Origin of the sequence: Halobacillus aidingensis (genome assembly GCF_900104185.1) — a bacterium.
Classification (GTDB): domain Bacteria; phylum Bacillota; class Bacilli; order Bacillales; family Halobacillaceae; genus Halobacillus; species Halobacillus aidingensis.
In genome coordinates this window covers 175429-189634 of record NZ_FNIZ01000005.1, presented here as the reverse complement: position 1 = coordinate 189634, position 14206 = coordinate 175429, and the positions used below count along the sequence as shown (strand labels likewise).

Here is a 14206-nt window from a genome sequence, read left to right as displayed (position 1 = left end):
AAAAACTTGCCTATATTTCCTAAGATATCTAACCTATGTAGATACGCCGTTCATTTGGTCTTATAGAATAAATACATTGGGTTTCACCAAAACGAGAGAGGGTCTTCTCTAATTTCATCCCTGTTTTTTCTAAAAGCCTGCAAGAATACACATTGGCCATCTGCGTTTCGGCCGTAATTTTTTGGAGATTCATCTCATTAAAAGCATAGCCTACGACTTCTTCCACAATTTCAGAACCATACCCTTTCCCCCACCAACGAGGCAGGAATTGATATGAAATCTCGATATTCTCCCCATCATGATGAGGATCAAGTGAAACTAACCCAATAAAATGATTGGTTCCTTTTTCACGTACCACCAAATAGAGAAACTTTTCATCTGAGGTCTGCATTCCTTCAAAGAGCGCAGCCATACTATCCTCATCACGTGGACCTCCTAGGTATTTTCTGACCACTGGATTTAAGTAAAGTTCCTTTACCTCTTCAAGATCTATGTTTTGAATCTCTTTCATAACTGTCCGATCTGTCAATAACAAGTCCATCTCCCCTTTGCAATCTTGTTTATTTTACTTCTATTGAAAAAGCGTAATGGCCACCCCCTTCCTTCCACTGAGCCGTAATATAATAGACATACACTCCTTTTTCGATGGGAGCCATTACTTCACTTCTCTTAAAATCAATTTCCCTCACATAACCCTCTTCTACCCATTGTTCTATTTTCATTTCTTGCGCAGGGGCTTGATCAAAACGCACGCTGATTTTTTGATTAGGAGCTACTCCGGTCGGTTCATATTGTTTTCCCATATCTATGGGATCTGTGAAAACTTTATCTACACATTCAGCTGATCGAGGTCCTTTCCAACAATAGGAACCTTCTGTTACAGGGACACTCATTCCAGCTGTTGTGACATTCGGAATGGGATGTTCTGGAGGTGTTAAAAAATAATAAAACACCCCAATGGCCAACGGCATGCATAATAGAAGACCCGATACTACTAAAATTTTTCTAATCCCCCATCCCTCCCACTTTTATAAGACGACCATAATATGGAAAAGTTACATTTCAAAAGTAAAAAATCGAATATTTATCCTGAATGACTATATCTTCTCCAAGCATAAAAAAGAAGCTAAAGATTCAAAGGAATTTTTCAGCTTCATTAGAGAAGGGGCTTCTTTTCGTTTGGCATTATCTCTTACGCTCACAACTTAGATCTTGCTGCTCTTAACTATTTACTGAATAATGCTTTTCTTGTTTTTGGCCCGACAATACCATCAGCTACTAACCCTTTCGACGTTTGATACTTCTTAACAGCTCTTAAGGTCTGTGGACCAAACATTCCATCAGCTTTTATGTTGAGTTTTCTCTGCAGAATGGCCACTGAATCTCCTTTGCTGCCATACCTTAATGTTTCATTAAAAAATTCATTTCCTGCAACTGCTTTATTAGCCCCAACTCCATATTTTTGCGCTAATGCTGTGAAAGATGAGGAGGAACTTGTAATATAAACTGGAATATTCTTATCCGCTCGATCATACAACCATATGACATCTTTGTTATACATACGAATACATCCACTGGATACGTAAGTTCCGATGGAAGACGGCTGATTGGTTCCGTGCACTCCATACATATTCCCAGAAGTATGTCCCCAGTCCCCCGGAACTTTTATCCCAAGCCATCTCGCGCCCAATGGATTCCTTGGATCACCACCGGGGATGCCTTCTTTATACCACGGCCTGTTTTTCACTTTATTAACGAGAGAGAATTTCCCTTCCGGAGTCAAACTTCTCGTTCTTCCTGTTGCTACAGGAAAAACTTTCTGAAGTTTACCATTTTCATAAAAAGCTAGTTGATTATTGCTTTTGTTAATAATAATGGCTTCCTTCTCAGCGGCATCTGCCGGCTTTACCATCAAACATGAACTCAATAACAACAACCCCAGCGTAAACACAAGTTTTTTTAGCAGCATGCTCTTTCCTCCATTAATTCCTTCATTTATATGGAAACATTATACTCTGGCAAATGAGGGAATGATTGTCGAAAACGGCTGTCGAAATAAAGAAATTTTCAAGTTTACGAAGGGACAGCCACCAGTAGGATTAGCGCGTGTCCACATAAAGACCAACTAACAATTATTTGTAATTTTATGGTAATATGAGCATAAGTTTTATGTTTAGTTTTAATGGATTACTATTCGGTTTTATGAGGAGGAAAATTTGTGATAAGAAGATTATTTCATTTAAATACGTTGTATATCCTCATGGCCATCATCGTAATCGGCATCCTGCTGATCCCGCGCATCATTGAAGGCTTCCATCTACAATCCAAAGGGATCAGCTATGTAACTAGTAACATTGAGGGTTATTATCATAAGACCTTCCCTTTGGAAGAAAAATATACGGTAGAAATTAATTTAAGTGATCTTGAGAGTAACGAAGGAAAAGTGCTCTTTGAGGATAGTGAAAATAAAATTTTTGTAACGAAAGTAACGCGCAGTGGTTCTACGTACGAAGTAACATTCAGATCAAGTGGAAGTTATGATGCGGATGGGGCGACATTAGTTTCCGGATTAGAACATGCACGGAATACTAAAGGTTTTACTCGTCATTTTAAAGCAGAAGCCGAAGCTGTGTATAATGACGAAACTTATGAGTTAACTCCTTCTGGCTCATCTGGATTTCATTACCGGAATGGGGACAAATTTGGGTTTTATTTATTTCCTCCAAACCAAATGGAAAAGATTCAATTAAAGAAAGAACCGATCATAAAAGTGACGATTAGTCATTTACAAGTGAATTTATGGGTGAAGAAGCCGGAATAAATCATTTGAATATAAAAAAGAGATTAGCTCAATGAGCCAATCTCCTCAATATCTTCCTATAGTTCCGCTTGTAATACAACTTCTCCTTCAGGAAGCTGGTTATTCGGTTTTGGTTCTTTGGTGATGGCGATCGCATCCCATGATTTCTGATTTTCTTCATCAATCCGGAAAGTCACCGCACCGTTACCTTCACCATCTGTCGTAAAAGCACCTGCTGGTTCAGGATTTTCACCTTCGATCAGCCATACTTGATAGACCTGGTCCCCTTCAAGTTGAGTCAATTCTTCCACTTGGACAAGTAGTTCAGAACCGATGTTACGATCAACAAGGGTCGCGACTCCAGATCCGGCTTCACCTGTTGATGCAAGCTGCGTCCGCTCGGTCGGTGTCATCGTATCTCCATTCTCACTTTCACGATCTTCGAGTTTAGATAAAGCGACTTGAAGGTCAGAAAGATTCGACTCCAGATCTTCATTTTGTGAAGATAGTTGTTGAAGCTGCAGGCCAGCGAAGATATTACCACCTACGGAGAGGAGTAGACCTGCTGCAAGCGCACCAGCCCAAACCTTCCACTTGTTCGGCTTTTTAGGAGAGAGGACCGGCGCCTGTTTTTCTTCCGTTTCATTTTTGTGTTCATTTTCTTCATCCTTGAACACATCATTTAAGACACGTTCCCTCATACCAGCCGGAGGTGTCGCTTCTTTCATATATGCAGGGATGCCTCCCATCAGGTTCTCCAATTCCTGCACTTCTGCCTGACAGTCGGGACACTCCCGTAAATGTTGTTCGAACTCTTCTCTCTCTTTTTCTGTTAGCTGTTCATTCAAGTAATCAAGAACATTCTCGCATTGTTTCTCATTCATCGGTGGTCCCCCCTTTCTCATCCAAATGCTCGCGCAATTTTTTCAATGCGAGCCGGACCCGGCCTTTGACTGTACCAAGGGGAATCTCACATTTTTCAGCGATTTCCCGTTGCGATAATCCCTGGAAATAAAAAAGGCAGATCATGCGTTGCTGTTCATCGGGTAGCGTGTCGATCGCTTTTCGCAATTGGTCACGTTCTTCTTTATCTGTCACGACCTCTTCGACACCAGGCATTTCCTCATTCATGGAATCTCTTTGATCCCACTCCACTTCCTGGGCTTTCTTTTTTCTGATCAAGTCGATGGAAGCATTCCTTGTGATGGTCAACAGCCAACTTGAAAACTTGCCGCGTTCTTTCACGTATTGACCTGCTCCTTTGCCTCTCCACAACTTAATGAAGACATCCTGCATCACTTCTTCTGCGGCTTGCTGATCCTTCATCATTCGATGAGCAAATGAATATAATAATTTCTCATATCGGTTGTAGAGGGTTTCGAGAGCCGTTTTGTCTTTATTACGGATTTGTTCGTATAACTCATAGTCCGTCGGTTTGCTCATTCAAATTCCCCTTTTTATGCCATTGTCTTCCTAGTATATCTTTTTAAAGGAGATTCTTCACGTTTCACAAAGCATACGAAAGGGAATAAATTCTGGATCACTATTTCCCTGATAGTTTTTGTTGACCGTTAATAAAAAACATGCGATAAAAAAGATACCGTTGAATTATCTTGAAAGTGAGGGATTTTGAATGAGTTCTACCAATAAACCTGTTGAAATCGACAAAGACGGTTCCTTCAAACGTCAAACCAACCGCTTCACTGCTTCTTTCGGTGAAGAACTTCCCGTAGAAGCAGGAAAATACCGTCTCCTTTGGTCTCCCGCTTGTCCATGGGCTCACCGAGCAGTCATAGTCCGGAAAATCCTTGGACTTGATACTTCAATCAGTCTTGGAACCGCAAGCCCTCTTCGCCCGCAGATCGACCGTGTGGATTGGGAATTTTCTTTGGATGAAAATGGCAAAGACCCTGAACTAGGCATTCAATATGTAAGTGAAGTCTATCTCAATGCAGATAACAACTATTCCGGACGACCGACTGTACCAGTGATAGTTGATATTGATGAGAAAAAAGCTGTCAACAATGACTATTTTAACTTGACCACAGATTTTGAAACCGCCTGGGCTTCTTTTCACAAAGAAGGTGCTCCTGATCTGTATCCTAAAGAATTGCGAGAAGATATTGATTATTGGAGCGAGGTCATTTTCCACGACATCAATAATGGCGTCTACAAATGCGGCTTCGCTCAATCCCAGGAAGCTTATGAACACGCGTATGACCAGCTTTTTGCACGCCTCGATAAGCTCGAGCAACATCTATCTAAAAACCGCTTCCTCCTGGGTGACTACATAACGGAGGCAGACGTACGCTTTTATACCACCCTTGCACGTTTTGATGTTGCTTATTACAATGGATTCAACACAAATCGAAATCTGATTCGTGAATTCCCGAGCCTTTGGGGGTATGCCCGCGACCTGTATCAGACAGAAGGATTTGGTGATACCACAGATTTTCATGCCATAAAGCAGCATTATCATCTATCGATCACCATCAACCCGAATCTCGCAGAAAAGAAAATTCTACCTAAAGGTCCTGACCTGTCTGTATGGGAGTCCCCTCATCATCGTAAAAAATTAAGCCAGACGAGAGATAAGTTTCGGTTTTAAAGGAGAACGACATGAACATTACGATTCGAAATGCGAAAGAAGAAGAATTACTTGAGATCCGAAAACTGAGAATGGTTGCTTACGAAGACCATATCGGTTCGATTCCGGACGAACATTGGAATGCACTGAAGAAGGCTGTCTCTTCTGAAGCTGACCAACAGCCAGGTGTAGATCTCATCGTGGCAGAAGTGAATGGGAACATTCTAGGAAGTGTCGCCCTCTTCCCGGCAAAGACAGACGCATATGAAGGGTATGTGGATGTACTGGATTATCCTGAAATCCGTGTACTTGCTGTCATCCCACAAGCGCGTGGGAAAGGAATCGCTTCCAGTTTAATAGAAGAATGCATCTTAAGAGCCAAAGCGAAAGGGTATTCTGAAATCGGCCTGCATACCGGTGATTTTATGAAAGACGCCATCGCCTTGTATGAGCGCAACGGATTCGAGCGGTTGCCCGAGCACGACTTCGAACCTGCTAATGACGGAATCATCGTGAAAGCTTTCCGACGATCCATATAGAAAGAGGAAAAAGGTCAACTCCATCCGGAGTGACCTTTTTTTCATTCATATCCTAAATAATTATAATGTTCTGTTGGTACTTCTTTTACGATATTTCCATCCCGATCCTTATAAATCTCGTATTCCCGATAAGCTTCCACTTTCGTTCCATCCACCATCTTCATACCCTCATGTACAAGTTCCAACTCCATGATCAGCTTCGAATCATCTTTCACATCTGCAGCCACAGCTTCGGTTTCATTCTTTTCCGTACTGACAGGGTAATGCAATGAATCCTCAGGTTTCATCTGGGGGGATTCCATATAACCGATAAAAGCAAAAACACCTAAGAGCAGTAAGAAAGGATAAAACTTCTTCATGATATCGCCTCCCTATAATTCTCTGTACAAGCATCCTATGCATCCGCCCATAAAAAAAGGAACCCTCCCGCATGGAAAGTTCCTTTTTCATATCGATTTATTAATAAAATCCACCGTGACCGTGATGATACCCACCATACCACGGATTATACCCGCCATGCCCTTGATGGTATCCATGTCCTGGCGCGTATGAACTGTGCCCATGTTCATAGCCATAACCCGGAGAGTACGTCCCTTGCCCATGGTGATATCCGTAGCCGGGGATGTACGTCCCATGGCCATGATGGTATCCATACCCTGGGACATAGGTGCCGTGACCGTGATGATAGACTCGCTCCAAATCAATCACCCCTTCCCTTAACTCTCATTAGCCTATGTGTAGGGGAAGATGTCGGTCTGGGCAATTTCCCCCTAAAAAAATTGACACGCTCTTTTATGCAAAGAGCGTGTCTACCCCTTTATTTCACTTCAACTTTTACATTGTCGATATAAATGTCATGGGCATCTGCAAATTGACCCATCAAGAATTTCAAAGATGTAACATCATCTTTAACCATCTCAAACTGAAACTCATAATGTTCCATGTCTTCATTTAGAGAAACTGTTTCACTGAGGTAACGTGTATAATTCGTGTTCTCGAGAGTAACCTCGATGTCTCTGGATAGGGTTGATTTAGCATCAAAAGATAATGTGTAGGCAGCCCCTTTGCTAAGGGAAAGACCTGGCTGCTCTGCTAAAACACTCCATGTTTCATTTCCTGCATTCTCGATAGCTATTTTGAGTTCTTCATCAACAACGTCAACATCTGCACTCGCATCAAAGTGAATATAACTTCCCCATGGTTCCATTCCTTGTGAAAAATCACCATTTTGGAAATTGATTGGAGCAACAATTACGGACGTTTGAATCATACGAATGTTATCTAACGTCACATCCCCATCTTCTCCACCTAGAAGAAACCTCAGCTGGCCGACTTCACCAGATAGCTCCTCAGGCAATTGGAACGTCAATGTATAACCCGTCATCTCTTTCGTCAGCGAAACAGCTTCTTCACTGAAGTACTGGACAGAACCATCTTCGTTGACCACTTCAACTTGAAGGCTTCTTGCTTCTGATGCATTCGCATCGAATTTCAATTCATATTCCTGATTTTCTGCAAGCGGAATGCCGCCTTGGGAGAAAAGAATGTTTCCTGGCTGCTGCCCTTCTTCTGCAACGGTGATTTCAGCTTTTCGAGAAGATTCCGGTACGACTACACTCGCATCCGCACCATTTTGCGAGGACAGTTCCCAATAATTGAGACGTGTCATATCCCCCTGGTCGAAGGTACCGTTATAAATAAGGTTGCCATCGCCCAACGCAGGCTTCGATGAGTCCTCACCGACTTGATCCGTAATATCCTCTACACGGACGTTGCCAATCCATACAGGCGCTGTTCCATTACTACCCATATTGAATTCCAGACGCGCAGCTAAATCTGTATCCTGATTGAACTTAAATGTGTACTCATAGGATTGTAGGTTCTCCGTCAATCCCATCGTTTTTTCACCAGAGTAATTCGGATAACCTCTTTCGGCTCCACCGGATACTTTTGTCATGATGTTCCGGGTTGTATTGGACTTCGCATCAAACGATACCTTGTACGTGTGTCCTTTTAGAACCGGAAGCTTCTGGATTTGTTGCAAAGACCATAGGGCATTTCCTGGGTTAATAATCTCAGTCTTTGCAAAATTTTCTCCTCCTAGTTCATCAATTGTTAGATTTCCTTCACCTTGGAATTCCGGGAGTTTAAGGAAATTCCAATAGGTTGAGTCGAGTGTTTTTTCTGGAGAATCCACCACATTTATTCCTTTTTCATAGTTCTGATCATAAATAAAGTTTCCGTCTTCTAATGGCTGTTTCGCATCTTCCGGCAATGTCTCTTCTTCTACGACAGGTTCAACGGGCTCTTTGTATTCTCTTCCAGTTAATTCATACACACGCACATAGTCTACTTCCATTGTGCCTGGAAATTCTGTCGTTTCATCTGGATCCCCGCCGTACCAGCCACCGACGGCAAGGTTCAAGATCATGTAGAACTCTTGATCAAATGGAGCAGGATATGCATACTTATCTCCTTGATTTTCACCTTTGCTGAACCAATCATTCAATGTTTGATATAGTTCTCCATCAACGTACCAGCGAATCTCACCTGGTTCCCACTCGACTGAATACGTATGGTAACCTGTGTAATCCTCGCCTTCTGGGAAGTGATACTCTTTTCCTGTGTACGTATTGTTCGGCCATTCTTCTCCATAGTGGATCGTTCCACCGATTTTACTCGTGTCTTTTCCGGCCGCTTCCATAATGTCGATTTCTCCAGAAGTCGGCCACGGTCCATATACATCATCCTCTGGCATCATCCAGAATGCCGGCCAGAATCCTTGACCCTCAGGAAGTTTCATTTTTGCTTCAAATTTTCCATATTTCTTACTGAAGAGACCTTTTGTTTTCAACTTTGCTGAGGTATAGTCATAGGTTCCAAACTCATCTGAAATCGGTTCTTCTTCCTTTTTAGCTTTGATGACTAACTGACCATCTTCGGTATAGGAGTTTTCGCTGGAATCTGTGTAATATTCTTTCTCATTGTTCCCCCAACCAGCAGCGACGCCCTCTCCATTCTCATCGACAATCCAGTTTCCGATATCATAACTCCATTTACTAGAATCAATTTCGTCTGATAAAAATTCATCGTTCCAAACGAGCGACCAATCGGAAGCTTTTTCATCAGCATCATATACGAGAACACGATTCAAATCTGAATTCACAGTGGAAACTTCATTCTGAATCCCTTCATCGATATAAACCGTTCCGTTTACAGTGACTTCGTTTAAAAGGATGTCCTTCCCACTAGCAACAACTAAATCTCCACTAATGGTAGATTCAGAGATTGTAACGCCTGATGCATTGATCCATGCATTCCCTTTGATATCCTGCCCTTCGAATTCTCCCGCTTCGTTATAGTAGGCGTTAACGAAACCATCCACCACCTGTAGGAGGTCTTTACGCTTCAGCGGTTTGTCTGAATGCTCCCATTGATCAAGTGGTTCTTCCAACTGGTTAGGGAGAAATTCGGTAAGAATATTCTTCGCTGCCCCTTGTTTAATGGCAGAGCGTAGATTGACAGGATCATTGGTTGCTTCTTGTGTTTTTTTGATGACTTCTTTCTCATCTACGCCGAATAGATGACTTAATACAACGGCATATTCTTGATAGCTCATGGATGCGCTTTCATTTTTCTTGTTATTCAGCCCTTCAAATAGACCTTCTTCATACCACTGGGTTCCTTCTTCTTGTTTCCCATCGGACTTTTTAGCATGAACGGGAGTGAAACTTCCTAAAACGATAAAAAGTACAATCAAACAATAAAAAATTTTCTTCAATCTGCTTCCTCCTTTAATTTTTGTGCTGTATGTAGTCAATCTCAGAAGTGTTGGTTCATCTAAACAAAGTGATTTTGTTCCTTGATCACCATTTACAGAAGACATATATGTTAAAAAAGAAAGGGAAACGAGTATCTTCCTATAATGAATAGAACGAAACCGGTTTCCCTTCAGGTCAAAAAATTTTATCTTTCAAACTTGTGGTTCTCTACGGTGTCTTTGTACCAGTAGTAACTATCTTTTCTAGTACGCTCGAACGTCTCGAAATTCACATGAATGATTCCAAATCTCTTCTCATATCCTTCCGCCCATTCAAAGTTGTCAAGAAGGGACCAGACGATATACCCGACGATCGGCACGCCTGCTTCCATTGCACGGTTCAAAGCGGTCAAGTGTTGTTTGAGGTAATCTACGCGCTCTTTGTCGTGCACTTTTCCATCTTCCTCTACGCCATGGTTATAGCAGGCGCCGTTTTCTGTAATGTAAATCGGAACATCCCCGTACGTCTGATGAAGGTCCGTAAGGGTTTTATAAAAACCTTCCGAATAGATCGGCCAATCGATATCGGTGCGGCGTTCATCAAGAGCGATTTCCTCGACTTGGAACAACCCTTCGTCTTCTTTATAGCGGCCGAGACTTCCTGTATAATAGTTGATTCCCATCATATCGATTGGCTGGGAGATGATTTCAAGGTCTCCTTCTTCGATGTTCAAGGTCGCGTTATGCTCAGCGAAAAGTTTCACCAGGGTTTCTGGATATGTACCTTTGAACACAGGATCCATAAACCATTCTTTCTGCCACATCATCCCACGTTTACATGCATCGATATCTTCTTGATTCGGACTGTAAGGCTCAAGCCAACCGACATTTGGTGCGTACCCGATTTCTCCATCCGGTACAAGGTCGCGGAACGACTGCACCGCTTTTCCGTGAGCGAGCATCAAGTGATGGGAAACATCTACCGCTGCTTGCAAACTCGTTTTTCCTGGTGCGTGGATGCCTAGATAGTTAGATAAGAAGGATGCACACCATGGTTCATTAATCGTCAACCACTTTTTCACCTGGCCGCCGAACTCCTCGAACATTGCATTCGCATAGGACAAGAACGCCTCTGTTGTTTCGCGGTTCTCCCATCCGCCTTTTTCCTGCAGTACTTGAGGAAGATCCCAGTGATAGAGCGTAATCATCGGCTCAATTCCGTTATCAATCAGCTCCTGAATCAAGTTGCGGTAGTACTCAACGCCTTCTGGGTTCAATTCGCCTGTCCCATCAGGGATGACGCGGGACCATGAAATCGAGAAGCGATACAAGTCGACACCGAGATCCTTCAAGTGCTGCACATCTTCTTTATACATATGGTAACTGTTACACGCGTGATCGCCATGATCCCCGTTCTTTACATTGCCAGGGGTGTGGGAGAACACGTCCCAAATCGATGCGGTGCGTCCTCCTTCCTTTGCGGCTCCTTCAATCTGGTAGGAAGCAGTCGCTGCGCCCCATTTTAATTTGTCAGGAAATTGAATCGTTGTCATTGCCTTTACCTCCAGTTAATCTTTAGGAGTCTAGCGTTCTTTGGTAGATGCTCGTGGGACCAGCTCTGGGTCCACTTTGACATCCTGGATGTCGTGATCGTCCTTGATCAAGTCTTCAAGCATATACGCCGCTAGTTTTCCTAGTTTTTGTTTGTCTTGCTTTACAGTCGTCAGTGGTGGATCACTGTACCGGCAAGCTTCAATATCATCGCAGCCAATCAATTGGATATCTTCAGGAACAGACAATCCTTCTTCCTTCATGGCTTTTAATGCGCCAAGGGCCATCATATCGGAAGCTGCGAAAACCGCTTCTGGAAGCCGGTCTCCTTTCAGAATTTCCTTCATTCCTTCATATCCACTCTCTTCGAAAAAGTCGCCGTAATAGATCCAGTCTTTGTTGATCGTAAGTCCGAATTGGTTCATGGCATCAATAAAGCCGATATTCCGGATACTTGATACGAGGGAATCTTGCTTTCCTCCGATGTAGGCGATGTTGCGGACTTTGTTCAAATAAAGATACTCGACGACTTTCGCACCGATTTTTGCGTTGTCTGTCATAATGTAGCTGGATCTCGGACCTTCCAGCTTCAAGTCAATCCCGATACAAGGAATCTCGCTTTTCGCAATGTCATGGACAGCCTCTTCAATTTCATCACCGGCGATGACCAGGCATCCATCAACATGGAAATGCTTACACCTTTCCAAGTACTTGCTTTCCCCTTTATAAAATTTTTCATTTGAGAATAACAGCAAGTCGTAACCTAAAGCCCCTACTGCTCTCTTGAATGAATTGACGACCTCATTGAAAAAGGGGTGAGTGAAATCAACATTGATCTTACCGGCATAAATCAAGCCGATCAGATTCGATTTTTTCGTAGCCAGAGATTTGGCTGAAAACGTCGGTTGATATTTTGTATCTTCGATAATCTTATAGACTTTCTTTCGCGTCGATTCACTGATGCCTCCATAATTGTTGATGATTTTAGAAACAGTGGCTGGAGAAACACCTGCCATTTTTGCGATGTCACGTATTGTTAAATCCATATCTTGTTCTCTCCTTAAAAGCTAGCCGCTCTGTGATTACCATCTATTGTATCAACAATTACGAGTGGATGGCATAGATTTACTTGATCGACCCTTCTGTGATGCTTGAAATGAACCAGCGGTTGAAAATCAAGAAGATGATGATCAATGGAACAGTTGCCCAGAATACGCCGGAAAGCAGCATACCGAAGTCAACACGGAACGCGTTGTTCAATGATGCGAGCGCTACTTGCAATGTGTAGGATGCCGGGTCACGTAAAACGGTGAACTGCCATAAGAATTCTCCCCATACAAGGGTGAATACGATGATTCCTAATGTTGCAAAGGCAGGCTTGATGATCGGAAGCACAATGCTCCGGAAAATCCTGAAGTTCGAACAACCATCAAGCTTCGCTGCTTCCATCAGTTCGTCCGGTACAGATTCACTGATGTATTGGCGCATTAAGAAGATGCCCAATGGATTAAGCAGGAACAGCACTCCTGCCCCAAGTAACGTATCCAACCATCCTAATTGGGAAACGAGATAGAACTGTGGAATCAATCCCAGCTGAGGAGGGATGACCATAGTCAATAAAATCAGGATGAAGAAAAAGTTTTTACCTGGGAACTCGAACTTCGCAAATGCGAATCCAGCCAAAGAGCTGATCAATAATACAGCGAGGGTTACTGTGGTACATAAAAGGATCGTATTCCACATCGCCTGAAAGAATGGAATCGTATCCAGGACTTTCATGAAGTTATTTACAAGTTGATCACCCGGCAAGAGTGTCGGAGGGATCGAGTTGTAAGCGGCACTAGGCTGAGTCGCCATAACAAACATCCAATAGAATGGAAAAATCGATAAAATGGAAGCGATCCATAAGATGATGTAAACGGGAAGCGTCCCTTTTTTCAATCCTTTAGACTTTCTCATTTCGTAAACGCCCTCCTTTTCTGCTTACGACCGACTCCAGAAGTCAACCACGTATTCAATGCTGCGGCACCGACGATGATGATGAGCAATAATACAGCTGTCGCTGATGCTGTACCAAACGAACCTAAGTTGAAGGCGTCACGATAAAGATACATAACAACAGTCATTGCTTCATCACGGTTGAAGGCGGATGAACCTAAGAATACCGCTGGTTCCGCGAATAATTGCAAGGCACCTACGGTAGACATGAAAACCGTCAGGATGATGAATGGTTTCAGCATTGGAATGGTAATGTGAAGGAATTGCTGAACCTTGCCAGCACCGTCGATGGTTGCTGCTTCATACAAATCTTTCGGAATACTTTGCAAACCTGCTAGATAGATGATCGTGTTGTAACCGACCCATCGCCAGAAAACCATCAAGGAAATCGCGATTTTCGCACCCCATTCGGACGTTTTCCAGCTGACAGGATCCACCCCGAATAGACCGATTACATAGTTAGCCAAAGCCGTCTCACTACTACTGAAAAACACACCGAATACTAACGCGACGGCTACCATGGACGTGATGTACGGCATAAAGATCGTCACACGGAAAAAGTTCGTGAAACGGATGACGGCCATGTTCAGGAAGTAGGCCAAAATAATTCCGACGATCAATTGTGGTGCTGTCCCCATTAAGCCGATGATGACGGTGTTATACAGGGATTTCCAAAACAAAGGATCCTGAAGGACGACAACAAAGTTGTTCAACCCTACAAAGTCCATTTCTCCGAGGCCATTCCAATCCTGGAAGGCCAATACGATACTGAAAACAGCTGGATAAAGACCTATGATTCCAAAAATGATGAAAAAAGGTGCAATATATAAATATCCAGACAGCATATCTTTTTTCTTTTCAGACATTTGGGTAGTGGATTTCTTTACTTTTGAAGCATGCTGACGTTTTTGTACATTCTCCACTCTATTCCCTCCTTTATGTAGGAGGGCTGGATGGAATCCATCCAGCCC

Annotated in this window: 15 protein-coding genes; 3 read left to right on the top strand and 12 right to left on the bottom strand. The window is 42.9% G+C overall.

Annotated features, from left to right (window positions below):
• Window positions 1-28: 28 nt before the first annotated feature.
• The 3 genes from BLS23_RS07180 to BLS23_RS07170 form a co-directional block, all read right to left on the bottom strand.
• Window positions 29-541 (bottom strand): GNAT family N-acetyltransferase, encoded by a 513-nt coding sequence (locus BLS23_RS07180; protein ID WP_208599166.1) that lies wholly within the window; start codon window positions 539-541, stop codon window positions 29-31.
• Between the two features lie 19 nt (window positions 542-560).
• Entirely contained in the window at window positions 561-971 is a 411-nt protein-coding gene (locus BLS23_RS07175) for a hypothetical protein (protein WP_089651857.1), read from the bottom strand.
• A 254-nt stretch (window positions 972-1225) separates the two neighbouring features.
• Entirely contained in the window at window positions 1226-1969 is a 744-nt protein-coding gene (locus tag BLS23_RS07170; protein WP_167356030.1) for a L,D-transpeptidase family protein, read from the bottom strand.
• A 249-nt stretch (window positions 1970-2218) separates the two neighbouring features.
• On the opposite strand from BLS23_RS07170, the gene BLS23_RS07165 reads away from it, so the two are divergent.
• Window positions 2219-2821, top strand: coding sequence for a hypothetical protein (locus tag BLS23_RS07165; RefSeq protein WP_089651856.1), 603 nt, complete (start codon window positions 2219-2221; stop codon window positions 2819-2821).
• A gap of 56 nt (window positions 2822-2877) precedes the next feature.
• Here BLS23_RS07165 and BLS23_RS07160 read toward each other — a convergent pair whose 3' ends face one another.
• A complete protein-coding gene (locus BLS23_RS07160; RefSeq protein ID WP_167356034.1) occupies window positions 2878-3684 on the bottom strand; it encodes an anti-sigma factor in 807 nt (268 codons plus the stop codon).
• A complete protein-coding gene (locus BLS23_RS07155; protein WP_089651854.1) occupies window positions 3677-4243 on the bottom strand; it encodes an RNA polymerase sigma factor in 567 nt (188 codons plus the stop codon). Before BLS23_RS07155 ends, BLS23_RS07160 begins: the two co-directional genes overlap by 8 nt.
• A 190-nt stretch (window positions 4244-4433) precedes the next feature.
• Between BLS23_RS07155 and BLS23_RS07150 the strand changes: the two genes are divergently transcribed.
• Together BLS23_RS07150 and BLS23_RS07145 are read left to right on the top strand one after the other, a co-directional pair.
• Window positions 4434-5408 (top strand): glutathione S-transferase family protein, encoded by a 975-nt coding sequence (locus tag BLS23_RS07150; RefSeq protein ID WP_089651853.1) that lies wholly within the window; start codon window positions 4434-4436, stop codon window positions 5406-5408.
• Window positions 5409-5419: 11 nt separating this feature from the next.
• Window positions 5420-5926, top strand: a complete 507-nt coding sequence (locus tag BLS23_RS07145) for a GNAT family N-acetyltransferase (RefSeq protein ID WP_089651852.1) — start codon at window positions 5420-5422, stop codon at window positions 5924-5926.
• A 41-nt stretch (window positions 5927-5967) separates the two neighbouring features.
• Here BLS23_RS07145 and BLS23_RS07140 read toward each other — a convergent pair whose 3' ends face one another.
• The 7 genes from BLS23_RS07140 to BLS23_RS07110 all read right to left on the bottom strand — a co-directional run bounded on the left by BLS23_RS07140 (window position 5968) and on the right by BLS23_RS07110 (window position 14101).
• Complete coding sequence (locus BLS23_RS07140; protein WP_089651851.1) at window positions 5968-6285, bottom strand: hypothetical protein; 318 nt, start codon at window positions 6283-6285, stop codon at window positions 5968-5970.
• A 100-nt stretch (window positions 6286-6385) separates the two neighbouring features.
• Entirely contained in the window at window positions 6386-6625 is a 240-nt protein-coding gene (locus BLS23_RS07135; protein ID WP_425250615.1) for a hypothetical protein, read from the bottom strand.
• A gap of 118 nt (window positions 6626-6743) precedes the next feature.
• Entirely contained in the window at window positions 6744-9707 is a 2964-nt protein-coding gene (locus tag BLS23_RS07130; protein ID WP_244157112.1) for a carbohydrate binding domain-containing protein, read from the bottom strand.
• Between the two features lie 185 nt (window positions 9708-9892).
• Window positions 9893-11239, bottom strand: coding sequence for a GH1 family beta-glucosidase (locus BLS23_RS07125; RefSeq protein ID WP_089651848.1), 1347 nt, complete (start codon window positions 11237-11239; stop codon window positions 9893-9895).
• Between the two features lie 30 nt (window positions 11240-11269).
• Window positions 11270-12283, bottom strand: a complete 1014-nt coding sequence (locus BLS23_RS07120) for a LacI family DNA-binding transcriptional regulator (protein ID WP_089651847.1) — start codon at window positions 12281-12283, stop codon at window positions 11270-11272.
• Between the two features lie 79 nt (window positions 12284-12362).
• Window positions 12363-13196, bottom strand: a complete 834-nt coding sequence (locus BLS23_RS07115) for a carbohydrate ABC transporter permease (protein WP_089651846.1) — start codon at window positions 13194-13196, stop codon at window positions 12363-12365.
• Window positions 13193-14101, bottom strand: a complete 909-nt coding sequence (locus BLS23_RS07110) for a carbohydrate ABC transporter permease (RefSeq protein WP_089651894.1) — start codon at window positions 14099-14101, stop codon at window positions 13193-13195. Before BLS23_RS07110 ends, BLS23_RS07115 begins: the two co-directional genes overlap by 4 nt.
• Between the last annotated feature and the right edge of the window lie 105 nt (window positions 14102-14206).